The sequence below is a fragment of the Pseudarthrobacter sp. O4 genome (assembly GCF_050157025.1).
Lineage (GTDB): Bacteria > Actinomycetota > Actinomycetes > Actinomycetales > Micrococcaceae > Arthrobacter.
On sequence record NZ_CP189591.1, the window covers coordinates 1,953,035 to 1,977,783 of the forward strand.

General features: G+C 66.1%; 22 protein-coding genes and 1 pseudogene. 8 read left to right on the forward strand and 15 right to left on the reverse strand.

The window, feature by feature from the left end; translation table 11 throughout:
- The first annotated feature begins 25 nt into the window (after nt 1-25).
- Together ACQCSU_RS08990 and ACQCSU_RS08995 are read left to right on the forward strand one after the other, a co-directional pair.
- Complete coding sequence (locus ACQCSU_RS08990; protein WP_426979397.1) at nt 26-1,252, forward strand: amidohydrolase; 1,227 nt, start codon at nt 26-28, stop codon at nt 1,250-1,252.
- The gene (locus ACQCSU_RS08995; RefSeq protein WP_426979398.1) at nt 1,249-2,637 is read left to right on the forward strand and encodes a DUF3100 domain-containing protein; all 1,389 of its coding nucleotides are present in this window, start codon (nt 1,249-1,251) and stop codon (nt 2,635-2,637) included. Before ACQCSU_RS08990 ends, ACQCSU_RS08995 begins: the two co-directional genes overlap by 4 nt.
- Nucleotides 2,638-2,738: 101 nt before the next feature.
- Here ACQCSU_RS08995 and ACQCSU_RS09000 read toward each other — a convergent pair whose 3' ends face one another.
- From ACQCSU_RS09000 to ACQCSU_RS09035, 8 genes are read right to left on the reverse strand one after another with little or no spacing between them, the layout of a single operon-like run.
- On the reverse strand, nt 2,739-4,349 hold the full coding sequence (locus ACQCSU_RS09000) for an amidohydrolase (RefSeq protein WP_426979399.1): 1,611 nt from the start codon (nt 4,347-4,349) through the stop codon (nt 2,739-2,741).
- Between the two features lie 40 nt (nt 4,350-4,389).
- Complete coding sequence (locus ACQCSU_RS09005) at nt 4,390-5,769, reverse strand: aldehyde dehydrogenase family protein (protein WP_426979400.1); 1,380 nt, start codon at nt 5,767-5,769, stop codon at nt 4,390-4,392.
- Entirely contained in the window at nt 5,766-7,364 is a 1,599-nt protein-coding gene (locus tag ACQCSU_RS09010; RefSeq protein ID WP_426979401.1) for a thiamine pyrophosphate-binding protein, read from the reverse strand. Before ACQCSU_RS09010 ends, ACQCSU_RS09005 begins: the two co-directional genes overlap by 4 nt.
- 34 nt (nt 7,365-7,398) lie before the next feature.
- The gene (locus tag ACQCSU_RS09015; RefSeq protein WP_426979402.1) at nt 7,399-9,072 is read right to left on the reverse strand and encodes an amidohydrolase; all 1,674 of its coding nucleotides are present in this window, start codon (nt 9,070-9,072) and stop codon (nt 7,399-7,401) included.
- A 55-nt stretch (nt 9,073-9,127) separates the two neighbouring features.
- Nucleotides 9,128-10,165, reverse strand: coding sequence for a C-terminal binding protein (locus tag ACQCSU_RS09020; protein ID WP_426979403.1), 1,038 nt, complete (start codon nt 10,163-10,165; stop codon nt 9,128-9,130).
- Nucleotides 10,155-10,961, reverse strand: a complete 807-nt coding sequence (locus tag ACQCSU_RS09025; RefSeq protein WP_426979404.1) for an amino acid ABC transporter ATP-binding protein — start codon at nt 10,959-10,961, stop codon at nt 10,155-10,157. Before ACQCSU_RS09025 ends, ACQCSU_RS09020 begins: the two co-directional genes overlap by 11 nt.
- A complete protein-coding gene (locus ACQCSU_RS09030) occupies nt 10,958-11,692 on the reverse strand; it encodes an amino acid ABC transporter permease (RefSeq protein ID WP_426979405.1) in 735 nt (244 codons plus the stop codon). Before ACQCSU_RS09030 ends, ACQCSU_RS09025 begins: the two co-directional genes overlap by 4 nt.
- Nucleotides 11,693-11,748: 56 nt before the next feature.
- Nucleotides 11,749-12,603, reverse strand: coding sequence for a transporter substrate-binding domain-containing protein (locus ACQCSU_RS09035; protein ID WP_426979406.1), 855 nt, complete (start codon nt 12,601-12,603; stop codon nt 11,749-11,751).
- A 290-nt stretch (nt 12,604-12,893) separates the two neighbouring features.
- Between ACQCSU_RS09035 and ACQCSU_RS09040 the strand changes: the two genes are divergently transcribed.
- Nucleotides 12,894-13,874, forward strand: a complete 981-nt coding sequence (locus tag ACQCSU_RS09040; RefSeq protein WP_426979747.1) for an Lrp/AsnC family transcriptional regulator — start codon at nt 12,894-12,896, stop codon at nt 13,872-13,874.
- Between the two features lie 27 nt (nt 13,875-13,901).
- Nucleotides 13,902-14,474: an MOSC domain-containing protein gene (locus ACQCSU_RS09045; RefSeq protein WP_426979407.1), complete on the forward strand. Its 573-nt coding sequence runs from the start codon at nt 13,902-13,904 to the stop codon at nt 14,472-14,474.
- 21 nt (nt 14,475-14,495) lie between these two features.
- Here the strand turns inward: ACQCSU_RS09045 and ACQCSU_RS09050 are convergent, their stop codons facing one another.
- Together ACQCSU_RS09050 and ACQCSU_RS09055 are read right to left on the reverse strand one after the other, a co-directional pair.
- Complete coding sequence (locus ACQCSU_RS09050) at nt 14,496-14,792, reverse strand: VOC family protein (protein WP_426979408.1); 297 nt, start codon at nt 14,790-14,792, stop codon at nt 14,496-14,498.
- Between the two features lie 260 nt (nt 14,793-15,052).
- A complete protein-coding gene (locus ACQCSU_RS09055; protein ID WP_426979409.1) occupies nt 15,053-15,838 on the reverse strand; it encodes an alpha/beta fold hydrolase in 786 nt (261 codons plus the stop codon).
- 176 nt (nt 15,839-16,014) lie between these two features.
- On the opposite strand from ACQCSU_RS09055, the gene ACQCSU_RS09060 reads away from it, so the two are divergent.
- From ACQCSU_RS09060 to ACQCSU_RS09070, 3 genes are all read left to right on the forward strand, one after another.
- On the forward strand, nt 16,015-16,407 hold the full coding sequence (locus ACQCSU_RS09060) for a VOC family protein (protein ID WP_426979410.1): 393 nt from the start codon (nt 16,015-16,017) through the stop codon (nt 16,405-16,407).
- 363 nt (nt 16,408-16,770) lie between these two features.
- Nucleotides 16,771-16,935 (forward strand): hypothetical protein, encoded by a 165-nt coding sequence (locus tag ACQCSU_RS09065; RefSeq protein ID WP_426979411.1) that lies wholly within the window; start codon nt 16,771-16,773, stop codon nt 16,933-16,935.
- Between the two features lie 189 nt (nt 16,936-17,124).
- Nucleotides 17,125-17,727 carry a PadR family transcriptional regulator gene (locus ACQCSU_RS09070; protein WP_426979748.1) on the forward strand — a complete coding sequence of 201 codons (603 nt, stop codon included), beginning with the start codon at nt 17,125-17,127 and terminating at the stop codon, nt 17,725-17,727.
- Nucleotides 17,728-18,380: 653 nt separating this feature from the next.
- On the opposite strand, the pseudogene ACQCSU_RS09075 reads toward ACQCSU_RS09070, so the two are convergent.
- From ACQCSU_RS09075 to ACQCSU_RS09090, 4 genes and pseudogenes are all read right to left on the reverse strand, one after another.
- A pseudogene (locus ACQCSU_RS09075) lies at nt 18,381-19,284 on the reverse strand (D-2-hydroxyacid dehydrogenase family protein).
- 156 nt (nt 19,285-19,440) lie between these two features.
- The gene (locus tag ACQCSU_RS09080; RefSeq protein ID WP_426979412.1) at nt 19,441-19,890 is read right to left on the reverse strand and encodes an SDR family oxidoreductase; all 450 of its coding nucleotides are present in this window, start codon (nt 19,888-19,890) and stop codon (nt 19,441-19,443) included.
- A gap of 57 nt (nt 19,891-19,947) precedes the next feature.
- Nucleotides 19,948-21,387: a serine hydrolase gene (locus ACQCSU_RS09085; protein ID WP_426979413.1), complete on the reverse strand. Its 1,440-nt coding sequence runs from the start codon at nt 21,385-21,387 to the stop codon at nt 19,948-19,950.
- Nucleotides 21,388-21,845: 458 nt separating this feature from the next.
- A protein-coding gene (locus ACQCSU_RS09090; RefSeq protein WP_426977257.1) for an IS3 family transposase occupies nt 21,846-23,236 on the reverse strand; the annotation gives its coding sequence in 2 pieces (ribosomal slippage) (nt 21,846-22,885 and nt 22,885-23,236; 1,392 coding nt in all).
- Nucleotides 23,237-23,520: 284 nt separating this feature from the next.
- Here ACQCSU_RS09090 and ACQCSU_RS09095 point away from each other — a divergent pair.
- Complete coding sequence (locus ACQCSU_RS09095; protein WP_426979414.1) at nt 23,521-23,877, forward strand: cupin domain-containing protein; 357 nt, start codon at nt 23,521-23,523, stop codon at nt 23,875-23,877.
- Nucleotides 23,878-23,963: 86 nt separating this feature from the next.
- On the opposite strand, the gene ACQCSU_RS09100 is transcribed toward ACQCSU_RS09095, so the two are convergent.
- Nucleotides 23,964-24,692 (reverse strand): SDR family NAD(P)-dependent oxidoreductase, encoded by a 729-nt coding sequence (locus ACQCSU_RS09100; protein ID WP_426979749.1) that lies wholly within the window; start codon nt 24,690-24,692, stop codon nt 23,964-23,966.
- Between the last annotated feature and the right edge of the window lie 57 nt (nt 24,693-24,749).

The window sequence follows — 24,749 nt, forward strand, 5'->3', positions numbered from 1 at the left end:
GTCCGACTAGAGCAGGCAGATACTCATGGAACTGACAGACACAACCGCCGCAATGGAAACCCTCCGCGCCGCCCTTGCCGACGGCGTCGAACGCTGGAAACCGCAGGTGCAGGCCCTGGCGCGGGAAATCCACGCGGCCAAGGAGGTGTCCTTCGAGGAGGTCCGCTCGGCCGAGGCGGCAGCAGCATTGCTGGCCGACGGCGGCTTCGCGGTTGAACGCGGCGCCGGCGGCCTTCCCACCGCCTTCACCGCGAGCGCCGGCAGCGGCGAACTCACCGTGGCCCTGTGCGTGGAATACGATGCGCTCCCGGACGTCGGGCACGCCTGCGGGCACAACCTGATCGCAGGTGCCTCCGTCGCCGCGGCCCTTGCCCTGCAGCCCTACGTGGACCAGCTGGGCATCACGCTGAAGGCCATCGGAACGCCGGCCGAGGAACACGGCGGCGGCAAGGCCCTCCTGCTGGAACGGGGAGCGTTCGACGGCGTCGGCCTGGCGCTGATGGTCCATCCCGTCCAGGACGGCCTGACGTACAACCCGGCAGGCACCAGCGCCCAGGCCGTGGGCCGGTACAAGGCGACCTTCACCGGTAAGGCAGCCCACGCGGCGGCAGCCCCGCATCATGGCGTGAACGCCGCAGACGCCGCCGTGCTGAGCCAGGTCGCCGTCGGGCTGCTGCGTCAGCAGATCCCTGGCGACCACCGCATAGCCCTGTACGTCGCCGAAGCCGGACACGTCACCAACATCATTCCGGAACGGGCGGTGGTCCAGTTCGAGTGCCGGGCCTTCACCCTGGCGGAATACGAGGCGTTGCTGGAGCGCGTCCGCCGCTGCTTCGAAGGGGCCGCACTCGCCACCGGCTCAACGCTGAGCATTGAGGCAACGGAGCCCCTCTACGAACCCCTGCTCCAGGACAACGCCCTGGCCGCGCACTGGACCGAGGCCATGGAGGCGTTCGGCAAGGACACCTCGCCCGCGGCCGGCCTCAGCGGCGGCTCAACCGACATGGGCAACATTTCCCAGGTCATCCCGTCCCTGCATCCCTGGCTAAGCATTCCCCGTGCGGACGTACCGATCCACTCCCACGAGTTCGCCGCGCTTGCAGACTCCCCGGAGGCGTACGGCGTGATGTTCGAGGCAGCCACCGCGCTGGCCTGGACCGTCGCCGCCGCAGCCTCAACCCCCACCGAAAGAGCACGCTTCATCAAAGCGGCATACCGCCGTCGTACTTTCACCCAGGAAGGCACCTCATGAGTACCAGCACCACAACCGCGCGGATAGACAAAGCTGGTGCCCGGCTGACGCTTCCGGTCGCCGCCTTGGCCTTTGTCATTGCCGTAGCCGTCCAGCTGATCGGCCAGGCCAAGATTGACCTCGGAATCGGCGCAATCGTCATCTTCCCCATGGTCTGGGGCCTCATCCTGGGACTTTTGGTCTCCATCCAGAAGTTCAAGCCCCTGGGCCTGGACCTGCAACGGATCGCAGCCGCCCTGGTGGGCGTGGCCGTTCTGCTCCTGGTGGCCAGGCTGGCGTTCAACATCGGCCCCAGCCTCCCCAGCCTGATCAAGGCCGGGCCCGCCCTGCTTCTGCAGGAAGTGGGCCACCTGCTGGGCACCATCGCGCTGGCCCTCCCTCTGGCTGTCCTGCTCCGGATGGGCAAGGCAACGGTAGGGGCCACGTTCTCCCTTGACCGCGAACCGTCATTCGCCATGGTCTCCGAAAAGTACGGTCCCGATTCGGACCAGTACCGGGGCGTGCTGGCCATGTACGTTTTCGGAACCCTTTTCGGCGCCGTGTTCATCACGCTGCTCACGTCGCTGGTCGCGAACTGGAAGATCTTCGACCCCCTGGCCCTGGCCATGGGTGCCGGCGTGGGATCGGGCTCCATGATGGCGGCGTCCTCGGCCAGCATCATCGCGGCCTACCCCGGGGACCAGGAGGCCATCCTCGGCATGGCGGCAGTGTCCAACCTGATCACCACCATCCTTGGCGTCTACGTCGGGATCTACATCGCGCTGCCGCTGGCGGACCGTTTCTACAAGGTCCTCACCCGCAAGCAGACCCGCGAAGCCGCGGCCGTCGCGGCAGGGGCCGCCGCGGCAGGTGCCACAGCAGAGCGCGGCCGGGCCGACATTGAGCGGGAAGAGGCCCAGGCCGAAGAAAACCGGCGGTTCCGCGAACGGGTCGCCGAATCCTCGGCAGCCATCAAGCTCCCGCTGTGGCTGTCCCTGTCAGTCCTTACGGTCCTGGGCATCGGCACAGCCTCGGTGGCGGCCAAGGGATTCAGCCTGACGATCGTCGCCGGGTACGGAATCATGCTCGCCCTGGTCCTGGTCAGCATCGCGCTGGCGAAGGTCACCCGGAAAATATCGGCCATCGTCTACGTCACCACCATCGGCGCCTACATCTCCAGCCCCTGGTTCTTCGGCGCGGAAGCGCTCACAACGGTCATCAAGTCGGTCGACTTCCTGTCTATCGCCACCGTCATGCTGACGCTCGCGGGCCTGTCCCTGGGCAAGGACATCCCGCTGCTGAAGAACATCGGCTGGAAAATCATTCCCGTGGGCCTGGTCGCCGTCACCGCATCCTTCCTGCTCTCCACCGTGATCGCCGAGTTCGCCCTGGGGCTCTGGCACTAGCACGCACCATCAGTGCCACTTTCGCGGCAGCGGTGAACGGACGACGGCGGGACCTCCCCGCCGTCGTCCGCTTGCGTCTAGACGATATGCCGTGGGGTGCTTTACAGGGCCGTGTTCCAGGCTTCCTCGGACACCGGGATCCACCAGTCACGGGCCTTGCCCTCACCGATGTATGCGGGCCAGCGGAAGTCCGTGGGCGCAGTGAATTCGGCGGGCAGGAGCGGGGCAACGGAACCGCGGCGGACCTTCTCGGCATCGAACTCGGCCTTTGCCGCTGCCAGGAGGTCAGGCTGGGTCACCAGGTCCAGCACCATGCCGGCGATCATCTTGCCGGTGGCCTTGATCGTGGGGTCGATCGTTTCCGGGATGCCGCCCATCGCCGTCATGGCCCAGCCCGGGTACGCGGTGCCCTTGCCGTCCGGAGCCAGCGTTGGCCGGGCGGTGTAGAAGCGGATGGTGGGCGCGTACCAGGTCATCTCCACGTAGTCGTCGCTGGTCCAGTTCTGCTGGGTTGCCGGAATGTGCCGGCGCAGCTCCGTCTCGGCGTCCTGCGGGCTGATCAGTTCCGCCGTCGCCGGGTGGAACGGGTTCTCCATGGGCTCCACCCCGCACGAGGCCTGGATTTCGCGCCCGATCTCCCGGGCCCGCTCGTCCAGAACCGGGGCCCCGACTGCGGCGATGTTCTCCCACGCCAGCTGCGCCACCGTGTGGTTGGCGATGCCAGGCCGGTTGCGCGCCACCCAGCGCGAGCTAACGGTGCAGTGCGAGGCAGCCGCGGCCAGTTCGGCGTTGCGGTCCAGCACGGCGAGCACCGAATCCGCTTCGGCCAGGCTCGGGCAGCGCCAGGAGTACTGGATCTGGGCCAGCCCGGCCGGCTGGTTGTCCGCCGTCGCCTGGCCGGCGGTGAGGATCGCCTCGGACAGCGACCAGCCGCCGGCCTGCGGGAGCATGGAATCCTGCGTGGTTTTGGTCAGCGAGAACATCGTGAACAGTGCCGCGTCGGCGCCGGGCGCCCGGGCAGCGGAATGCGAGGACGGGATGGGGCTGTCCCCGTAGGTGTTGTTCCAGCCTTCCGGGTTGTCGCAGGTGAACGTGTAGATCTTGCTGTAATAGGAGCCGCAGTGGGTGTCCCAGCGCGCGGTGTTGCACAGCGGCATCATGTAGAACGGGTGGTACGAAATGATGGCGTCGAGGTTGTCGTAGTAGCCGCGCAGGCCATGGACCACCTTGGAACCCTGGACCTTCTCGGCCGGCTCGCCCGTGTACACCAGGGTGCCCGGGATGCTGTGCCGTTCCATGGCGTCCTTCGCCGCGAGGAACCCGGCGAGCGTGGAGATGCCCAGGGCGGAATGGGGGTCCGTGTGGCCCGGCGCGAACCGGGACATCCCGGTGCGGGGCTCACGCTTGGTGGAGGCGGCCTGGCAGTTGCCGGGGATGGCGTCGTATTCGGCGTAGCCCAGGATCCGGGCGCCGGGGCCGGCGGGGCTGGTCCACTCGGCGGCGAAGGCCGTGGGCATGCCGCCGCTGCCTTCCTCCACGGTGAAGCCGTGTTCGCGCAGGGTTTTCACGTACCAGGCGCAGGACTCGTACTCGCGCCAGGCCGGTTCGGCGAGCTCCCAGATGTTCGTGTGCCAGGCGGAGAGCTGTTCCTTCTGCTCCTCAACCCACTCCCACGCGGTGGACTTCAGCCCGGCGTTCTTGATGGCGCTCATTGCGTTCCTTCCTCAAAGTCCAAAGATTTCAGCGTCCGCCTCAGCGGACCAGCAGTTTCCGGTTCACGAATTCGTCCATGCCAAGCGGCCCCAGTTCGCGTCCCACGCCGCTGTTCTTGACCCCGCCAAAGGGCAGCGCGGCCGACGACGGCGCGAGCCGGTTCACGCTGACCATGCCGACTTCCAGCCGCTCGGCGATGCGGTCTGCCCGGCCGGCGTCGGCGGTAAAGACCGAGGCGCCCAGGCCGTACGGCGAATCGTTGGCCAGCCTGACGGCGTCGTCCTCATCCTCGGCCTTGTAGACAACGGCCACCGGGCCGAAGAGCTCCTCGCGGTAGGCACTTGTGCCCGGCCGCACACCGGTCAGCAGCGCCGGTGCCACGTGGGCCTCCCCTGCCACCGTGCTGAACCCGCCGCAATGCAGCGTGGCGCCTTCGCCGACGGCGCCCTCCACCTGTGCGAGCAGTGTCCGGGCCGCCGCGGCGGACGACATCGGGGCAAGCCTGGTGGCCGGATCGAGGGGGTCACCGGGCACGTAGGCGGCCAGCCTGGCCGCCAGCCCGGCGACGAAGTCCTCGTACAGCGGGGCGGCCACAATGAAACGCTTGGGCGAAGTGCAGGCCTGTCCGGCATTCTCCATCCGCGCCGCCGCGGCAAGGCCAACCACGGAGTCCAGATCCTCGCTGTCCAGGACAACGAAGGCGTCCGAGCCGCCCAGCTCCAGGACGTGCTTCTTGAGCCCGGCCCCGGCCAGGGCCCCCACTGCAGCGCCGGCCCGTTCGCTTCCGGTGAGCGAGACCCCCTGGATGCGGGGATCGGACACCATCACGGCCGTCTGCTCCACGCCGGCCAGCACGGTGCGGTAGGCACCTGCCGGCAGGCCGGCGTCGAGCAGCACCTCTTCGAAGGCCAGCGCCGAACGCGGGCAGGCCGGCGCCGGCTTGACCAGCAGCGTGTTGCCCAGCATGAGGTTCGGCGCCGCGAAACGGGCGATCTGGTAGTACGGGTAGTTCCACGGCATGATGCCAAGGATCGTCCCCAGGGGGCGTCGCTGCAGCACCGCGCCGGCGTAGTCCAATGTCTCGTCCGCCAGGAATCCCGGCCCGTGCTCGGCGTAGTACGCGAAGATCTCGGCGCAAAGCTCCACTTCGGCGACGGCTTCGCCCAGCAACTTGCCCATTTCCTCGGTGGCAAGCCGGGCGAGCTTCTCCTTCCTTTCGAGCAGCAGCCCGGCGGCGGCCCGCAGCACCGCGGCCCGCCGTTCCGCCGTCGCCGGTCCCCACTCAGCAAAGGCGCGGCGTGCCGAATCCACAGCGTCTTCAACCTCCGCCGCCGTGGCCTCCGCGTACTCGGCAAACACCTCTCCCGTGGCGGGGTTGAGCACCCGGAACGCGGTGCCGGCCATGGCTGGGGTGCTCACTGGATGCTCACGTGGATGAGGCTGGGGCCCTGCACCGCGAGTGCCTTGGTGACGGTTTCGGCCAGGACGTCGAGGGACTCGACGTTGAACGCCGTGAGGCCGAAGCCCTCGGCCAGGCGGACCCAGTCGGGCTGGGTCAGGTTCACCCCGACGGGTGCCAGATCGCGGTCCTCCATGTTCTGCCGGATTTCGCCGTAGCCGCCGTTGTTGATGCAGATGATGGGCAGGTCCACGCCCTGTTCCACGGCGGTGATGAATTCCTGGACCGCGAACATGAGTGCACCGTCGCCGATCAGGCCCACCACGGGACGGTCCGGAGCGGCCACCTTGGCGCCGATCGCGGCCGGCAGCCCGTAGCCCAGGGTGGCGTAGGCCGGCGTGTACAGGAGCTGGTGCGGCTGCTGCATGGGGAAGAAGGACGTGGTGCCGAAGTAGGTGATCTGCGAGGAATCGCCGGCGATGACGGTGTCCGCCGGCAGTGCAGCGGCGAGGATCTCGTTGATTTGGGCCAGTACGGGTGCCATGGAGCGGGCTTCGGTCTGCAGTCCGGCGCGCAGCGGGGCCAGGTCCGGCGCCGCTGCCGGCACGTGCCCGGAGAGGGCCGTGAGCAGCTGGGGCACCACGGCGGCCGCGTTGCCCAGGAGTTCCAGGTCCGGGCTGAGGTTGCAGTGCAGCTGGACGGGGTCGATGTCGATCCGGATGCAGCCGCCCTGCGGGAGGATCTTTCCGCCCCACATTTCGGACTCGCCCAACTTGCTGCCGATGACCAGCAGCGCATCGGAGGCGTTGCACAGCTCCTGGGCCGCGGCGAGCCGGATCTCAGAGCCGAGGGACAGCGGGTGTGCCTCCGGGATGGCGGCCTTGCCGTTGATGGTGGTGACCACCGGGGCCTGCAGGAGCTCTGCGAGCTGGAGCAGGGCGGCGCCGGTTCCGAGCGATCCGCCGCCGGCCAGAATCACCGGGTTGGACGCGTTCCGGAGCATGTCCGCTGCGGCCGCGACGGCGTCGTCGGCTGCTTTCTTCGGGGCGCCCAGGGGGCGGGCCGCCAGGGCGGCGGGCACGACGTCGGAGGCGGACTCCAGCAGGTCCAGCGGGATCTCGATGTGGACCGGGCGCGGCCGCCCGTGGGCGAAGGACGCAAAGGCCTCGTGGATCAGTTCCACGGCCTCGCTGCCGCTGGAAACGCGGGTGCTGCGCCCGATCAGGGCCCGGACGGCACCGGTGGGGTCCTTGGTTTCATGCAGCAGCCCGATGTCCGAAAACTCGCTGCCGCGCGGTGCACCCGGGGACAGGATGATCATGGGCCGGGATTCGCAATAGGACGTGGCGGCGGCGGACATGGCGTTCAGCAGTCCGGGACCGGACGTGGTGATCACGATGCCGGGAAGCCCCTTGAGCTGGCTCCAGCCGTCGGAGCCGTACCCTGCGCCCTGCTCGTGCCGGGTGGTGACCGGGCGGATGCCGAGCGGCTTCAGGTGCCGGTAGAACTCCAGGTTGTGGGTACCGGGGATGCCGAAGATCGCGTCGATCCCGTAGTTCCGCAGGGTGGTCATGACGGCGAGGCCGACGTTGTTGGTGGGGATGGCGCTGGTCACGGTTGGGTCCTTTGATGGTGGGGAGGGCGGGCGGCTAGCGCGTGTAGACGCGGGTTCCGCCCACCCAGGTCTCCACGACGTCGATGCTGCTGATTCGTTCGGCAGGCGCCGCCAGCGGGTCCTCGGCGAGGATCACGAAGTCGGCGAGCTTTTGCGGTTCCAGGGAACCCAGGTCCTTCTCACGCCCCATGGCCCGTGCACCGTTGATGGTGTGGGCGCGGAGGGCGGCGGCGGCGTCGATCTTCAGCCCGTCCGGGCCCAGCTGCACGCCGGAGCGGGTCTTGCGGGTCACGGCGGTCTGGATGGCCTCGAGGGGACGCGGATCGGCCACGGGGGCGTCGGAGCTCATGGTGACGGGTACTGCCGCGGCCACGAATTCGCCCAGGGGGTTGAAGCGCTCCCCCGGGCTGCCGATCGCGTCCAGCACACCCGGGCCCCAGTTGAAGTAGTGCTGGGGCTGGTTGACCGGAAGGATGCCGAGGCCTGCCATCTCCGTGATCTGCTCCGGCGTGGGCAGGCCGCAGTGCTCGATCCGGTGCCGGTGGTCCGCCCGCGGCGAGACGGCAGTGGCTTCCTTCACGGCGTCGATCACCAGCTGGATGGCCGTGGGCGACTGCGCGTGGGTGGCCGTCTGCAGCCCGGCGCTGTGGGCCCTGACCACCAGCGAACGGTATTCCGCGGGCTCGTGGTAGAGCGAACCGGTGCGGCAGGGGTCGTCGCGGTAGCCCTCCGGGAAGTACGCCGTCCAGCCGCCCAGGGTTCCGTCCGCGTAGAGCTTGATGCCGGCGAAGGACAGGAGCGAATCGCCGAAGCGGTCCACGAGTCCCAGCTGCAGGACTTCATCCAGGAGGCTGGAGAGGAAGTAGGCGTTGATGCGGGTCACCAGTTCCCCGCGCTCCACCAGGTCAAGGTAGGCCGCGAATTCGCGCTTGGTGACCTGGGCGTCGCCGATCATGGTGACGCCGTGGCTGAGGAACTCGCGCTGGGCATGGAGCAGCTGACCGCGGTGCTGTTCCTTGCTGTCCGCCAGGTGGAAGTTGGGTCCATGGTGGCCGAGCTTCACGCCGTCCTCGCCCGTGAGGATGTCGCAGGCGGCGTCGGAAAGCTCACCGGTCAACTCGCCCTCGGAGTCGCGGAAGAAGGTGCCGCCGGGCGGGTTGGGGGTGTCCGAGCCGATCCCGGCCGTGTCCAGGACAAATGAGTTCACGACGCCGCCGTGGCCGCTGGCGTTCATGACGTAGACCTCGCGGGTGGTGGACACCGTGTCCAGTTCCTGCCGGCTGGGGTGGCGCTGTTCGGCCAGGTTGCGGTGCTCATACCCGTAGCCCCGGATCGGGCCGTCGCCGGGGTTCTCCGCCGCGGCCCTTGCCAGGCGTTCGAGCATGGTGGGGATGTCGGGCGCGGCTACCGGCCCGCAGTCCACCCAGGACAGCAGCTGCCCGTACATCAGCGGGTGGGCGTGCGGGTCCACGAACCCGGGAACCAGTGTGCGGCCCTGGAGGTCCACAACCTCCGGCACCGAGGTGCTGAGTTCGCGGGCCGCAGCGCGGCATTCCTCGGGAGTCCCGACGGCGGCGATGCGGTTGCCGATCACCAGCATCGCTTCGGCGACGGAGTCCTGGGCGTCGACCGTCCGGATGGGGCCGCCGAGGAACAGGGTTGCCGGCGGGGCTGCGGGGGACGTTTCATGGGATGTCGGGAATGACATGGGGATGACCTTTGCGTGTAGAAGGAGTGCGGTGCCGCTGCGAGCCAGCCGGCACTCAGCCTGCGGGTTCCAGTTCGAACAGCGGGGTGTCCGGGGCACCGGTGCGGGCCTGGGAGATGACGTTCTGGGCCTGGATCCTGATGTACTCGGCCAGGGTGTGGTCCGAGAGGAATCCGATGTGCGGTGTCACCAGGATCCGGGGGTGGCCCATGAGCGGGTGGTCGGCCGGGGCGGGCTCGACGTCGAGCACGTCCAGGGCCGCCGCGCGGATGTGTCCTGAGTCGATGGCGGCGCGGAGGGCGCCGTCGTCGATCAATTGCCCCCGGCTCACGTTCACCAGGTAGCTGCCCGGCCGCATGGCCGCGAGGCTTTCGGCGTTGATGATGTGCCTGGTTTCCTCCGTGAGCGGCATGTGCAAGGACACGACGGCGGACTCCGCCAGCACCTCGTCCAGACCGGTCCGGCGGATGCCCGCCTTGGCCAGCATGTCCCGGGTGGCCGGGGTGTCCGGGAGGCAGGGGTCGTAGCCGATGACTTCGCCGAAGACGCCGGAGGCCAGCTTCCCGAAACGGCTGCCGATCCTGCCGAGACCGATCAGGCCCAGCCGCTCCTGGCTGAGCCGGAACACCGTGGTTTCCGGCCGTCCGTTCCAGTCGCCTTCAGCCACCCGGCCCTGGAAAAACGGGATCTCGCGGGTGACCGCCAGGGCAAGGGCCAGCGCATGGGAGGCGACTTCCTCGGTGGCCACGCCGGGAAGGTTGCTGACCCAGATGCCGCGCTCCCTGGCTGCGTCCAGGTCGACGTTGTCGAATCCCATGGAGACCAGGGCGATGATCTTCAAACCCGGGATGGCGTCCATGACTTCAGCCGTGACGGAGGCATAGCCCACCAGCAGGGCTTCGGCGTCCCTGGCCTGTTCCATGATGACGGCAGGGTCCTGGCTGCCGAGGTAGAGGACGTCGTAACCGTTCTCCTCCAGCAGGGCGACGCCCGCGGAGTAGTCGATGTCCTCCATGTCCGTGTAGACGGCCAGGGGCCGGGCCCGCTTCGCGTCGGTGAATATGGTGCTAGTGGACAGGTACTTAGTGGACATGGCTGAGGAACTTCCTGGTGCGCTGGTGCTGGGGGTTGTCGAAGAACTCGTCCGGCGAGGCCTGTTCCACAATCACGCCGCTGTCGAACAGGGTGACCTGGTCCGCCACCCGGCGGGCGAAACGGACCTCATGGGTAACCACGATCATGGTCATGCCGTCGTTGGCCAGGCCTTCCATGACGTCCAGTACCTCGCCCACCAGCTCCGGGTCCAGGGCCGACGTCGGCTCGTCAAAGAGCAGCACGGACGGGTTCATGACCAGGGCGCGGGCGATGGCCACGCGCTGTTGCTGGCCGCCGGAGAGCTCCGAGGGGTAGTGCCCGGCGCGGTGGGACAAACCCACCCGTTCGAGCATGGCCATGGCGCGTTCCTCAGCATCCTTGTGCGGAACACTCTGGACCGAGGTCAGGCCGAGCATCACGTTCCGGCAGGCGCTGAGGTGGGGAAACAGGTTGAACTTCTGGAACACCATGCCGATGTCCCGCCGTTCCTTGGCGAGCTCCCGCTCAGGCAGCGGAACGGTTGTGGTGCCGCGCTCGCGGACGCCCAGGCGGCGGCCGCGAAGGAGGATCTCACCGTCGTTGGCCGGCTCCAGCAGTGCCATGAGGCGCAGCATGGTGGACTTTCCCGAGCCCGAGGGGCCGAGGACGGCCTTCACCTGGCCCTGGTGGATGTCGAATTCAACGCCGCGGAGAACGTGCTGGTCCTGGTAGCTCTTGTGCAGGTTTCGCACCTGCAGCACGGGGTCGGCAGGCGTCCACACCGCGGCCTCCGTTGGCTGTGGCATCTGGGTCATGCGTGCACTCCTTGGCCGATCGGTTCCAGCGTGGATGGCTTCTTGGATTTTGACCGTGAGGTCCATAGGAATTTCTTCTCAACGTAGTTCTGGAGCAGTGTCAGCAGGCTCACGATGATCAGGTAGTAGATGATGGCGGCCGCGTAGTATTCGGCGTAGCGGAAGGTGATGTTGACCCCCACCTGGGCCGTGGTCAGCAGTTCCTGCAGGGAGATGACGGAGGCCAGGGAGGAGAATTTCACCAGGCCGATGAACTCGTTGCCCGTCGGCGGCAGCGCGATGCGGATGGCCTGCGGCAGCACGACTTTGAGCATGACCTTCGCCGGCGACATCCCCAGGGCACGTCCGGCCAGGTTCTGTCCGTCGTCGACGCTCAGCAGCGCCGAGCGGATGATTTCCGACATGAAGGCTGCTTCCACAATGCCCAGGCCGATGAACGCGGCAATGAACGGGGTGAACCATTCCTGGCGCAGCACCGGTAACAGCTGCGGCAGCGCGTTCCAGATGATGAGCAGGACCAGCAGCGCCGGGATGGCGCGGAAGAACCAGGTGTAGAACCCCGCTGTACCCTGTGCGATGCGGCTCTGCGAAGTGCGTCCCATGGCCACGGCGAACCCGACGGCGGTGGCCAGTATCAGCGCCAGCACGGCCACGGCCACGGACAGGAAGGCACCGTAGAGGTAGCTCGGGTTCACGAGTTGCTGGACGAAGATGCCGATATCGAATTCCATCGGACTCTCCTTTCGAGTGGGGCCGGGACCACGGCTCCGTGGTCCCGGCGCGATAACTAGTGAACGTCGACGATGGCCGGATCGAGCTTGTTGTCCTTGGCGATCTGGGCCAGCGTGCCGTCCTTATGCAAGGCCTTCAGGGCTTCGGCGAGAACCGGGGAGATCGGATCGTTCTTGCGGGTGAAGACGCCGAACGTGGTGTCCGTTTCAAAGACGTCCGGGGCCACGGCCAGCTTGCCCTCGTTCTGGGCTGCCATGTAGGAAGCGGCGACGTTGGTCTCGATCAGGGCGTCGGATTTGCCGTTCATGACGGCGAGCACGGTTTCCGCCGTCTTCGGGTATTCGGTGAGCTTCGGCTCGTCCTTGCCGGCGGCCTTGCATTCGTCCTTGAGCGCGGTGATGCGTGCGGCGTTGGACGATGCCGACTGCGCGGCGACGCTGCGGCCACAGAGGTCCAGGGGCCGTTTGAACTGTCCGGCCAGGGCAGGGCCGGCCAGAATCGACGGCCCGGCGTTCATGACGGGAGCGGCGTCGGCCACGGCCAGGCGTGCCTCGCTCATGTACAGGCCACCGAAAATGGCGTCGCAGCGGCGGGACTGGAGCCCCGGCATCAGGCCGTCAAAGGTGGTTACGTCGAACTTGGCCTCAAGCCCCCAGTGCTTGGCAAGCGCCCTGGCTGCGTCGGCGTCGAATCCGACGATGTTGCCGCTGGAACCGTTGGCGTAGTACTCCAGAGGTGCGTACTCGGGGTCGATGCAGAGCGTGAGCTTGCCACTTGTCGTCAGCCCCTTGGGGGCCTCGGCAGCAGCCGGGGCCTTCCCTTCGGAACTCGGTGCTGCGGCAGCGGAACAGCCACTCAAGAGCAGGGCAAGGGCGGCCGCTGCGATGGCGGCCTTCGTGAACTTGGGCATGTGCAGATCTCCAATGAACATCTGATTCGCGGTTAGGGGGCGAAAAGCGGGTGGAGCCGATGTGGCGCTGGTCACGATACTAACCAAGTTCCATCCAAATGCAAGCGAATCCGTCGTTGACGGTGCTTCAGGCGCGGTATTTGCGTAATTGTTACCGAATAGCCAGTCAAATCCCTTGCTGCTAAGTGAGTTCGTGGAACAATTGAATCCGGCGGAGGATCAACTGCGCTGATCTGCCCCGGGTGCGCCGCAACTGTGCCCAACAACAAGAGGCGTCTATTGTGAAGACCATGCATGATCTGGACAATCGGCTGATCCGACTACTGCAGGCCGACGGCCGCGCGTCATTCAGCGAGCTGTCCAAGCAGCTGGGCGTGACCCGCTCCGTGGCAACGGCCAAGGTCAACGAACTCACATCTTCCGGAGAGCTGCGCATTGTCGCTGCAGTCCACCCGCGGCTGCTGGGCCTGGCCGCCGTCGCGCATGTCTCCATCCAGCTCAACGGCTCCGCCCGGCCGGCCTTGGACAAACTGAGCCAGCTGGACGGGGCCGTCTTCGCCTCCCTGACCACCGGCAGGTACGGCATCATCGCCGAGCTGCGCCTGCCCACAGTGGAGCGGCTCTACGAGGATGTGGAAGCCATCCGCCTCTCCGAGGGTGTGGCTGCCGTGGATGTTTTGATGTACAAGGAAGTCGTCCGTAGCCTCTTCCTCGGTAAGGAGCCGCCGGATCCGGGGCTGGAGCTGGACGATGCGGACCTGCTGATCCTGGGCGAGCTTCAGCTGGATGGCCGGCTGGGCTTCGAGGCGCTCGGGGAACGCATCGGGCTCTCGGCCAGTGCCGCCAGGAACCGGGTCATGCGCCTGCTGGACGCGCGCGTTATGCAGATCGGCCCTATCCGCAGCCGCTCCGGCTCCTCCCGTGCCATGGCCTTTGGATTTGGCATCTCGACGTCCGCGGGAACCGAGGAAGCCATCGCATTCTTCTCCGCCACCCCTGGCGTGGAGTTCATCGCCAGCTGCTTCGGGCGGTATGACCTGGTGGCCACCGCTGGCGTGAGCTCCCTGGATGAGATGTATGAAATCCTGGACAAGGTGCGTGCCATGGGGTCCGTGGCCAGCGTCGAGTCCTGGCTGCACCTGAAGATCGTCCAGGAGCGCTACGCCAAGCCCCTGGACAAGATGCTGGCAACGCGAACCCACGCCGACGGCCAGCCAACTGACCTGGGGCGCGCCTCCAAAGGGTTCACCAAGACGCGCCACGACGCATGACGCGGCGCGGGAGGATAGTTTTGTGGCATGACGGCTGGCTACAGGTACGACGTGGAAGTCCTGCATCTCCTGGTGTCGCCGGCGCACGCTTACTTCGGCCGCGCACGCGAGGGCGCTGCCGACGTCCCCACCACAGATGCCGAGCACGTGGAGCTGGTGGCCGGCAAGGGCATCGTCGGTGATCGGTTCTTCGGCAAGGCCGCACACATGGACGCCGCAGTCACCGCGTTCGCGATCGAGGCCCTCGAAGCCATCGCCGCGGAGCTGGGAACGGCACCCCTTGACCCGCTCCTGACGCGCCGCAACGTGGTCCTCAGAGGAGCCCACCTGGCACCGCTGCTCGGACACGACTTCGCGCTGGAATCCCGCGGGGACCTGGTGCGGCTCAAGGCCGCGCGGCCTGCCCATCCTTGTGCCTGGATGGATGAAATGCTCGCCCCGGGTGCCCACAAAGCCATGCGCGGGCGGGGCGGCGTGCGGTGCCAGGTGCTTTCCGACGGCGTCCTGCACCGCGGACCGGCAGTGCTGATCAGCCCCGTGCCGCTCGACCCCGAACGCGCAGGCGACGCCACCCTGTTGCGCCCGTCGCGGTTGCCCTAGCCGGACGCGGCGCCTCGCAGATCAGACGTGCTGATCGACGAGCACCCGGTTGCCATCCGGATCCAAGACGATAAAGCTCGCCGGCCCTGCCGTTCCCTCGTCTGCCTCAGAAAGGAACTCCGTGCCCTTGGCCTTGAGTTCCCGCTGGAGATCGCGCACCTCGGTGAACGCGTCCACCGCCTCCGCGTTCTGGTTCCAGCCCGGGTTGAAGGTGAGCATGTTCTTCTCAAACATCCCTTGGAAGAGGCCGATGACCGTCTTACCGTTCTTCAGAATCAACCAATTCTGGGTGATGTCACCCGAAACTGCTGAAGCCAAGTTTCTCGTAGAACGCAGCAGAAGCCGCGATGTCCTTGACGGTGAGGCTGATGGAAAAAGCGCCGAGCTGCATGTGTTGCTCCACTCTCAGAGGGACCGATCTTCCGATGATACCCGCGGCTATCTGAGTCGAAGGCGCGGGACGGGACCGGCATGACGGGCGTAGTTAAGGAACGACGGCGGGAGGTCCCGCCGTCGTCCCCTTGCGTTGGTGTCAGGCGTTGTCGTGGGCGAGGTTGCTGGAGAGTTCGCAGTGGGCGCTACTCGCCGAGGAACCGCAGCAGGAACGGGACGGTGGCGTGCATCGTCCTCAGGTCCCCGCCGCTGGCGGCCTGCTCGCCGAGGTAGTCACCGTGGCCGCCGGGGACGATCAGCAGGCGGGCGCTCGGGATGGCGCTGGCCATCCGCGCGGCGTAGTCGGCGGTGACAACGTCGCGGTCGGCGCTCACCACCAGCGTGGCGGCTGTGATGGTGCCCAGCTCTTCGTCGGACCAACCGGGGAAGTCCAGGATGCGTCGGCGGTCCAGCTCGAAGAGCCGCTCCAGGTGGCCAGGTTCCGGGTTGAGACGGCGGTCGGCGTCCTTGTAGGTCTCAGGCATGTCATCGAGGGCGGCCTTTGCCATGCCTTGCCAGAACTCGTCCGGCACGGCGTCGCGGCTCGCAAAGGTGGAGGCAGCGATGAGCCGCCGGACAATGGCTGGGCGCCCGAGTGCCAGCGCGATGGCGGTGTGGCCGCCGGCGCTGAAGCCCAGCACGTCCACGGTTTCCACGTTGAGCTGGTCCAAAACAGCGAGGACGTCGCCGGCGGAGTTCTCGGCGGTGAGGGGGCGGCTGGTGGGCTGGGTGCGGCCGTGGCCCTCCTCCTCAACGGCAATCACCTGGCGCCGGTCGGCCAGCAGCGGGATGAGTTCACTGAAGTTGGTGCCGATGGTGGAGCCGCCACCCGGGATGAGAAGCAGCGGCGGCTGGCCGGGAACGGCCCGGCCGTGGACCTCGTAGTACATGCGAAGACCGTTGTTGTCCGCGTAGCCGTGGGTGAAGGTCACACGGCATCCTAACCCCGGGCGGTGCCGACGAAAAGGGGCTAGATCCGGCGGCGGAAGCGGCAGACAATCAAGACAACTACGCGTGTTCGTCCGCATGGCGGCGAACTGAGCACGCGGATCCAGTTCCGGCTTTGCGCCATTGAGTACTCCCAATCGAGCTCGGAAAGGAGCTTGAAATGCCCAACGACCTTACGGACATGGTCAGCGTCCGGTACATGGTGGACGACGTCGATGCGGCTATCGACTTCTACACCAAGCACCTCGGATTCACCCTCCGCATGAGCGCCGCACCGGCGTTCGCCGATGTCACAAGAGGCCGGCTGCGGCTTCTGCTGAGCGGGCCGACTAGCTCGGCAGGCCGACCGATGCCGGACGGTACGGTGCCGGCACCGGGAGGATGGAACCGTATCCACCTCATAGTGGGTGATATCACTGCCGAGGTGGAGCGGCTGCGTACCGCGGGCCTCACCTTCCGAAACGACGTTGTCACCGGTCCAGGCGGTCAGCAGATCTTGCTGGAAGACCCGTCCGGCAACGTAGTCGAGTTGTTCCAACCCGCCGGCGCATAGCGATCAGGTTCAGAGCTCGAGGTCTCGCTACTGGCGCGTCAATTGGCGGACGGGGACACCAGCCAGCCATGACGTGACGTCCTCGAGGGCTCCGCCGTAGAACTGCGCGTAGCTCTCGTGGGTCGACGGCTCGTCAAGCGGCACGCTGCCGGATTCATCTGGCCTCAGGGCGCTGCCGGGGGACGCTTCGGACGATGGGGGCCACTGCCGATAGCGTCGAAACGTGTCCGGTGGTGATCATCGATTCCGGGGCCATTCGCACCACCCATTCAGTTGCACAGCCAGGGCACAGGTCAACCTAAATCCCCAACAACTCCCGTGCTGGAGAGTGATCACAGGAACACCCGCTCCAGGAGGACCCTAATGATCATCTACCGCCCCATCGCCCCGCTCACCACCGGCCGCACCGGACTCAAGTCGGCTTTGGCCGCCATGGCCCTGACCGCTGTACTGGGCACGACCTGGCAGGTCTCCAAGGAATCCTCGGCGGCACCGGAGGCGAACGTGGAAACGGCGCCGAACGCATAGTCCGCTGCGGCCATCGCTTCTCCCGCCACTTCACCTCGACAGCTCGGCGAACGGCGGGGGCTTCCCGGAGCAAACAACCATGCAGCGGCAAAACCATTGACCAGCGATACTTACCGACATATCGTTAACTATCGCCGAATGATCGGCGACCACAGAGAAACACAACTGACGTGGAAGGACGATGCCACTATGAAAGGCATTCCAGACGATAAATTAGACAACGGGCCCACGCTGGGACGCTTCGGGCGCGGCAGGAGCCGTCGCGGACCCCACGGACACGGCGGTTTCGGTCCGGGCCGCGGGTTTGGGCCAGAATTCGGCCCGGGCTTTGGTCCTGGATTTGGCCCCGGCGGTTCGCGCCGGGCCAACAGGGGCGATGTTCGTTCGGCGATACTCTCCCTCCTGGCCGAATCACCCTCCAACGGCTACGGCCTGATCAAGACAATCGCTGAAAAGACGTCTGGAGCCTGGCGTCCCAGCCCGGGCTCGGTATACCCGACGCTGCAACAGCTCGTTGATGAAGAGCTCATCGAGCCGATTGGTGACGGCCGGCGCACTGAGTTCGCGCTCACCGATGCGGGTAAGGCCTATGTGGCCGATCACGCCGAAGAGCTGGGGAACGCGTGGAACACCGACCCTCAGGGATCCGGCCCAGCGTTCCATCAGAGCGTGGGAAAACTGATGGGGGTCATCCACCAGTTCCGCTTCTCGGCCACCGAGGAACAACGCAAGGCCGCGATGGAAAAAATCGACGAAACCCGCCGCGCGCTCTACCACATCCTCGCCGACTGACTCTGTCGTTCCGGAGATCCTGCAGCCGTCACCAGGCCACTGCCGAGCTCCGCCGGTCCTTAGTCCACTGAGCCCGCCAATACCGCATATGTGCACCCTCGGTTGATGATGCGACGCTTCCTGTCGCACTATCGAACGACGCTAAGCCTCTCCGCCACAGGGTCCGAACTGGGCTGCGTACAGCGCAGCATACTCCCCGTCCGCGGCGCAGCAGTTCAGCATGTTGAAGAGGTGTGCCGGCTGGCCTTCATGGAGTTCGACGACGCGGAAAAGCTCGCGCTCAGGCGCTGGGCCGGCGGCAGGCTCCCTCCTGACCTCACAACTCGAAACCCTCGAAACCCTCGAAACAGACGAAGCCGGCCTATCCCTCACCTCAGAAGGAGGTCTCGAATCAACCGTCGACCGAGTGTGCGCCCACCTGGCAAGTGACACCACTGGGGCGCGTCAATACACAGTCCGGTAGCTTGATTTGGTGTGATGCAGCGTCACCCCGCGGATCATGGGCGACGGCAGGTCTTCCCGCCGTCGCCCGCTTCCGTTTGGTGCCGCTCCCCTACAGCGCCGACCAGCCGCAATCGGACGCGAGGATGGCGCCGTTGACGTTGGTGCCGTCGTCGCTGAGCAGGAACGTACGACCCCTATGCGAGGTCCTGCTACTGGCGCGTCAATTGGCGGACCGGGACACCCGCCAGCCATGATTTGACGTTTTTGAGGGCTCCGCCGTAGAACTGCGCGTAGCTCTCGTGGGTGACGTACCCCAGATGCGGTGTCAGGAGGGTGTTCGGGGCGGCCAACAGCGGATGGCCCGCCGGTAACGGTTCCTGATCGTAGACATCGACGGCTGCGCCCCGGATCCAGCCTTCTTCGAGGGCACGAATGAGGCCGAAGTTCGGCTTCACCGACTGACCCTTCGGAGCGCTGGGACAGGCGGAGGTGGAGTGTCACGATGTCGGATTCCCGGAAGAGTTCGTCCTTGCCGACGTTCCGGACCCCTGCGGCCTTTGCGGTCGCCTCATCCAGGTTCTGGCTCCAGGCCAGGACGTTCATGCCGAACGCGTGCGCGTAGGCCGCCACCTTGTGCCCGATCTTGCCCAGCCCGACGATCCCCAGGGTCTTGCCCGCAAGTTCAGAACCGACAGTGTTCTGCCAGCGGCCGGCCCGGAGCGCGTTCTCTTCAGCGGTCAGGTTGCGGGCCAAAGCCGTGAGCAGCGCCCATGTCAGCTCAGGGGCGGCCGACGGCGATCCGCCCGTTCCGCAGACGGTGACGCCATGCTCCTCCGCCGCGGCGAGATCGATGGCGGCGTTTGCGGCACCGGTCGTGACCAGCAATTTCAGGCGGGGCAGCTTCGCCAACACAGCCCGCGGAAACGGTGTCCTCTCCCTCATGGCGACAACGACGTCGAAGCCCGAGAGGGCGTGGACTGTGTCGGCCTCAGAGGCAAACGGGCAGCTGAAGACGGTGACGCTCACGCCGTCCGCACCCAGGGAGTCCCAGTCCGCGTAGTCACCCGAAACCTGCTGGTAGTCATCCAGAATCGCCAGCCGATACTCGGTCATATTTGTACAGTCCCCTAGTTCCAGATGGGTGTCCCGGGAAGGTGCATGGACTTCTGACAGTCGGCCAGATTCACATACCCTGGTGCGGTCCCAGTGTAGACGGGCGCAGCACGTGGGCCACGGGATCGGCCCAGCGACCCTGCTCCTGCCGCTGAACTACAGCGCCGACCAGCCGCCGTCGGACGCCAGGATGGCGCCGTTGACGTTGGTGCCGTCCTCGCTGAGCACGAAGGTGATGGACGCGGCGAGCTGTGCCGCGGTGGCCGGCGTCGGGACGGTGGCCTGCATCAGCGGGCCGAGGCGTTCGACCGCGAGCTGGGAACCCCAGGTGACCACGATGTTGGTGATGGTGGGGCCGGGGGCCACGGCGTTGAAGCGCAGGCCCTTGGGCCCGTACATCACGGCCGAGTTCTTGGTCAGGCCGACGACGGCGTGCTTGGACGCGGTATAGGCGGCGCCGGAACCGCACAGGCCGGCCTCGGAGGCGACGTTGACCACGGAGCCGGTCCCGGCGCCCAGCATCAGCGGCACCACGGCGCGGGTGAGGCGCATCAGGGCCGTGATGTTGGTCCGGAAGACGCGGTCCCAGAGGCTGGTTGTAGCCACCGCGCTCTCGGTGTATACACTCCGCGGCATCACCAAGTGCGGCCGGAATCCGTAGCCCTACGAGGCCCGCGTGAATGTCCCCAGCCCGGTTCTGTCGTAGAAGTCCAGGGTGACGCTTGGCGAAGAGCCGCCGCTTGCTCCTGCAAACAGTGCACCGGCCAGGCCGTTGCCGTTCTCTCCGATGGATTCGAAGCTAAACGTGTCGCCGTCAAAGTGAGTGAGCGGGAATGTCGTGGGACTGCCAGGCGGCCCCATTCTCATGGCCAGTTTCCCGCCCTGCTCGAGGACCACAAGCTGGCCAAAGTAGGAGTTGTCATAGGTGCCTGTGTAGGCACTGTTTGTCCTGGCAGGAGAGGGGTTAGACGGAACCTTGGTGTAGTCGACCCTAGGATTCTCGGACTCATCAATTTGTTTGAATACGCCAGCGGTGAATGCCAGCCAATCGACTGTGGGCGATCCGTGCTGGGCTGTATCCAGGAAGCCTGCGGTGATTGCTTCAGGAATCCCCTGTGGGCGCCCGTTAGTCAGGGCCACAATGGCCAGTTGTTCACCTGGAAGCATCGAGACGGCGGTGGCTGCGCCCAGATTAAATGCCCCGGAGTGTCCCAGCTGGACACGGGCCTGATCGTCGTAGGAGACGTTCCAGCCCAGCCCATAGAAACGGGAGCGGGCAGCTGGAGCCGACGCCGGCCCGGAGACTGCATGGGGGACGTGGGTTGTTTGGAGGGCAGCCGAATCAATAACGGGCTTGCCCTCGTAACTGCCGTTTCCGAGCTGAAGCCGGAGCCATTGTGCCAGGTCCCGCACCGACGAACTCGCACCCCCGGCCGGAGCCTCGGAATCGGCGTTGCGGCGGTATTTCGCTGCCCACTCCTTGTTCCCGAGCGGCACATGAAGGGTGGCCTTGTCTGAAGCTCTCTCATAGTCCGAGTGACGGTAACTGCTGGCGGACATGCCCAGCTTCCGGAACAGGATCTCGTCGGCCAGATCTTCCCAGGTCATTTTCATCGCATCGGCTGCTGCCTGGCCGCCTTCCGTGTAGCCGAAATTGCTGTAGTTGTAGCTGGACCGGAACGTATCAAGGGGCTCCTGATTGAGGTGGCCGAGGATGTACGCCCGATCGAATCCGAGGTCCTCCAGCAGATCGCCCGAACCCGTTTTCAGCCCACTGCGGTGTGACATCAGATCAGCAAAGCTCGCATTCCGCGTGACGTAGTCATCCTTGAGCGCGAAGTTCTTGCTATGGTCAATGACGCCGTCGGTCCAGGTGATGACCTGCCGCCCCACCACCCCTGCCACCACTGTGGACGCCAGTGGCTTGGACACAGAAGCCAACTGGAACACCGTGTCAGGACCGATCTCCTCGGGCTTTCCGACCTCCCGGACCCCAAAGCCCTTGGAGTACACCACCTCGTCCCGATACACCACGGCTACGGCTATCCCCGGCAGCCCGGTGCGCTCCATGGCGTCCCGGATCAATCCGTCGAGCTTGGCCAAGGCATTTGTAACTTTCGGCCGGTCCAGCAGCGGTTCGATCTGTCCCGGCGGGGCCGGGAGCAGCGATGCCGACGCCGATGACGCTGTGCGGATTCGCCGGTGCAAGAGGACAGAAGGGGTATACCGGCAACACCGGCCGCCCCAATCCCAGCCGCCTTCAGCAGCGTCCGTCGGTTCGGGGAAATAGAACCGGTGCTGTCGTCCATGTACTCCCCCTTGATCCGTCAGGTGGTGAGCGCTCCGGTCCGTGCCGGCCGTCCCGTTTGTCTCTATAGTGAACCGCGCACTGCAACCAGGCAATGAAGGCTGCGGAAGTCGCTGAGACTTGGGCGATAGCTCCGGCACTTCAACCTGAGCCTCAGTGTTGCTCGAGTGCCCGCTCGATGATCCCGAATGCCTTATAAGGCGGACGACGGCGGGACCTCGGAATTTGTCAAGGCGATTGAGGCCAGCGGGAGTTAGGCGGCTACTGCCGTAGCCATTCTGTTGGATGGGTTATTGATCCATGCCGCGTCGGGGATGGCCAGGATTTTCGGATCCCGTCTGGTGCTGAATCGTTCGGGGCTTCTCTCCCGGGCTGCGGCCAGCGTCAGGGAACGTTCGGTGGCTTTCGCGGCGGCAAGGCCGTAGTGGACGTCTGCCGGGGTATTTAGGCCGATCCCCGTGTGGCAATGGCGATGGTTGTATTGCTCAACAAAGGCGGCCGTGAAGGTCCTCGCGTCGGCCAGGGAGCCGAAGCGTTCAGGGAAGACGGGTGCGAACTTCAATGTCTTGAACCACGCCTCGCTGAACGGGTTATCGTTGCTTACCCGGGGCCGCGAATGTGACCTGGTCACCTCCAGATCGGACAGCAGTGCGGCAACGGTTTTGCTCGTCATGGAGGTGCCGCGGTCCGCGTGCACGATCTGCGGGATGCCGTGGATGCCGAAGATTTCCTTCATCATTTCCACCGCCAGCTCCCCTGACTCGTGGGCGTGGACGTAGACGCCGACAATGTAGCGGGAGTAGATGTCGATCATCACGTAGCAATCGAAGTACTTGCCCTTGACCGGGCCGGCCAGCTTGGTGATGTCCCAGCTGTAGACCTGGCCGGGGCCGGTCGCGAGCAGTTCCGGGATTGCCCGGGGTGGATGGCGGGCCTGCCGGCGGCGTTCCTTGACCTGCCTGTTCTCGGCCAGGACCCGGTAGAACGTTGAGATGGAACACAGGTAGGTCCCCTCGTCCAGGAGCTGGGCGTAGATCTGTACCGGGGCCAGGTCCACGAAACGCTCCGAGTTCACGGTGGCCAGGATGCGGGCCCGTTCGGCGGGGCCGATTTTGTTCGCCGGCACAGGCGCCGAAACGGCCACCGGGATCCGGGGCTTGCGGGTCGCGGTCGCCCGCGGGACGCCGGCCAGGACGGCCGCTTCCCTGGTCGGAATGTCCGCCCCTGTGAGGTCCGTGTAGATGCCCATCAGGGTTTCCTGTACCAGGGCTGCTGCTCCGCGCTTTCGGAGATATCCTCCAAAAGCTGCCGTGCTTTTTCCATGATGGACAACGCGGCCTCCGTCCGTACCAGCTTGCGTTCACTCACCTCCAGCTGCCGGCGTAGACGGGCGATTTCGACCTGCTCGGCAGTGAGCTTGCCGATCTTCTCACCGGGCTTCTTGCCCTCGAGCACTCCGGCGTCGCGGAGTTTGCGCCACTCGGTGATCTGGGAGGAATAGATCCCTTCGCGCCGCAGGTAGGCCCCGCCGCCGGAGCCGTCCCCGCAGGCGGTCTCGTAGGCATCCAAATGGGCCAGCTTTTGTGCCGGGGTGAATGACCGCCGAGGCCTTGGACCGCCGGCGCGAGGGCCAGAATTACTCATGGACCCATCTTCCCGCACCGGGGAAATTGTGGAGATAGACATTGATGCTGTTCCTGATTCTCGCCCTACGATTTTGCGGAGTTGCTATGAGCCGCTGGCCTCAACTCAGCCTGACACGTAGGGCCTCCCGCCGTCGTCCGCTTGCGTTGGGTGCAGCCTTCCCGGTTGTGCACCCCAAGTGAATTAGCTGGGACTGGGCGTTGACGCATCTGAATTGGCTGAGGATCATGAATGTGGGGCCTCGCCGCAATGTTGTGATCTGCAGGGTTGAATGGAAAGTAGGCATGGCAAAACCAGAGATCGAATTTACCGCCACCTCGTCGGTGGAATTCACGCCCTGCAACCCGCACATCAATGGACTCATGGAAGCCGTCTTGGCACGCGATGACACGAACGACAGCGTCACGCGCATCCTCAAGTTCGAACCCGGCACCGATACCTCCCCCATCGGTGTGCTCACGCACGACTTCTGGGAAGAAGTCTTCATCTTCGAAGGTTCCTTCGTCGATCAGCGGCTGAACCGGACGTTCAACGCAGGCGATTGGGCAGTCCGGCCTCCGGGCATGGAACACGGCCCCTGGATCTCCGAGCACGGTGCCAAGATGTTCGAAGTCCGGTACTACCAAAACCGGGAAGAGTAAGAGGCCGCTGCGCCTTCCATGGAACCCAATAACTCGAAGGAAGCCACTGTTTCCGAATGGCCTCCTCGCTTCTGGGCGCCGCTGACCTACAGGGCCGACCAGCCGCCGTCGGACGCCAGGATGGCACCGTTGACGTTGGTGCCGTCGTCGCTGAGCAGGAACGTGATGGACGCGGCGAGCTGTGCCGCGGTGGCTGGCGTGGGGACGGTGGCCTGCTTCAGCGGGCCGAGGCGTTCGACCGCGAGCTGGGAACCCCAGGTGGCCACGATGTTGGTGATGGTGGGGCCGGGGGCTACGGCGTTGAAGCGCAGGCCCTTGGGCCCGTACATCACGGCCGAGTTCTTGGTCAGGCCGACGACGGCGTGCTTGGACGCGGTGTAGGCGGCGCCGGCGGCGGAACCGCGCAGGCCGGCCTCGGAGGCGACGTTGACCACGGAGCCGGTCCCGGCGCCCAGCATCAGCGGCACCACGGCGCGGGTGAGGCGCATGAGGGCGGTGACGTTTATCCGGAAGACGCGGCCCCAGATGTCGTCGTCCACCTCGTGGATCGGGGCGAACTTGTCCATGATGCCGGCGACGTTCGCCAGGGCGTCGACCCGTCCCCCGGCGGCCGCGACGACGGCGGCCACGGTCTCTTCGGTGGAGATGTCGCCGGCCACCGGGACCAGGTCCAGTCCGGCGTTCTCGGCCACCAGGTCGTCCAGGCGTTCCTTGCTGATGTCGGCGGCGATGACGCGGCCGCCTTCCTTGGCGATCCGCAGGGCGGTGGCCTGGCCGATGCCCGAGGCTGCGCCGGCCGGGGCCATGAGGTCCATGGCCTCGATCTCCTGCGCGCTCAGGTCAGCAAACCGATCAACTTCATTCAAACAACT

What these genes read in the sequence shown, in the direction of transcription:
- ACQCSU_RS08990 (WP_426979397.1), top strand. Translation starts at nt 26, where the DNA reads ATGGAACTGACAGACACAACCGCCGCAATGGAAACCCTCCGCGCCGCC.
- ACQCSU_RS08995 (WP_426979398.1), top strand. Translation starts at nt 1,249, where the DNA reads ATGAGTACCAGCACCACAACCGCGCGGATAGACAAAGCTGGTGCCCGG.
- ACQCSU_RS09000 (WP_426979399.1), bottom strand. Translation starts at nt 4,349, where the DNA reads ATGAGCGCCATCAAGAACGCCGGGCTGAAGTCCACCGCGTGGGAGTGG.
- ACQCSU_RS09015 (WP_426979402.1), bottom strand. Translation starts at nt 9,072, where the DNA reads ATGTCATTCCCGACATCCCATGAAACGTCCCCCGCAGCCCCGCCGGCA.
- ACQCSU_RS09020 (WP_426979403.1), bottom strand. Translation starts at nt 10,165, where the DNA reads ATGTCCACTAAGTACCTGTCCACTAGCACCATATTCACCGACGCGAAG.
- ACQCSU_RS09025 (WP_426979404.1), bottom strand. Translation starts at nt 10,961, where the DNA reads ATGACCCAGATGCCACAGCCAACGGAGGCCGCGGTGTGGACGCCTGCC.
- ACQCSU_RS09030 (WP_426979405.1), bottom strand. Translation starts at nt 11,692, where the DNA reads ATGGAATTCGATATCGGCATCTTCGTCCAGCAACTCGTGAACCCGAGC.
- ACQCSU_RS09035 (WP_426979406.1), bottom strand. Translation starts at nt 12,603, where the DNA reads ATGCCCAAGTTCACGAAGGCCGCCATCGCAGCGGCCGCCCTTGCCCTG.
- ACQCSU_RS09040 (WP_426979747.1), top strand. Translation starts at nt 12,894, where the DNA reads ATGCATGATCTGGACAATCGGCTGATCCGACTACTGCAGGCCGACGGC.
- ACQCSU_RS09045 (WP_426979407.1), top strand. Translation starts at nt 13,902, where the DNA reads ATGACGGCTGGCTACAGGTACGACGTGGAAGTCCTGCATCTCCTGGTG.
- ACQCSU_RS09060 (WP_426979410.1), top strand. Translation starts at nt 16,015, where the DNA reads ATGCCCAACGACCTTACGGACATGGTCAGCGTCCGGTACATGGTGGAC.
- ACQCSU_RS09065 (WP_426979411.1), top strand. Translation starts at nt 16,771, where the DNA reads ATGATCATCTACCGCCCCATCGCCCCGCTCACCACCGGCCGCACCGGA.
- ACQCSU_RS09070 (WP_426979748.1), top strand. Translation starts at nt 17,125, where the DNA reads ATGAAAGGCATTCCAGACGATAAATTAGACAACGGGCCCACGCTGGGA.
- ACQCSU_RS09095 (WP_426979414.1), top strand. Translation starts at nt 23,521, where the DNA reads ATGGCAAAACCAGAGATCGAATTTACCGCCACCTCGTCGGTGGAATTC.
- ACQCSU_RS09100 (WP_426979749.1), bottom strand. Translation starts at nt 24,692, where the DNA reads ATGGACCTCATGGCCCCGGCCGGCGCAGCCTCGGGCATCGGCCAGGCC.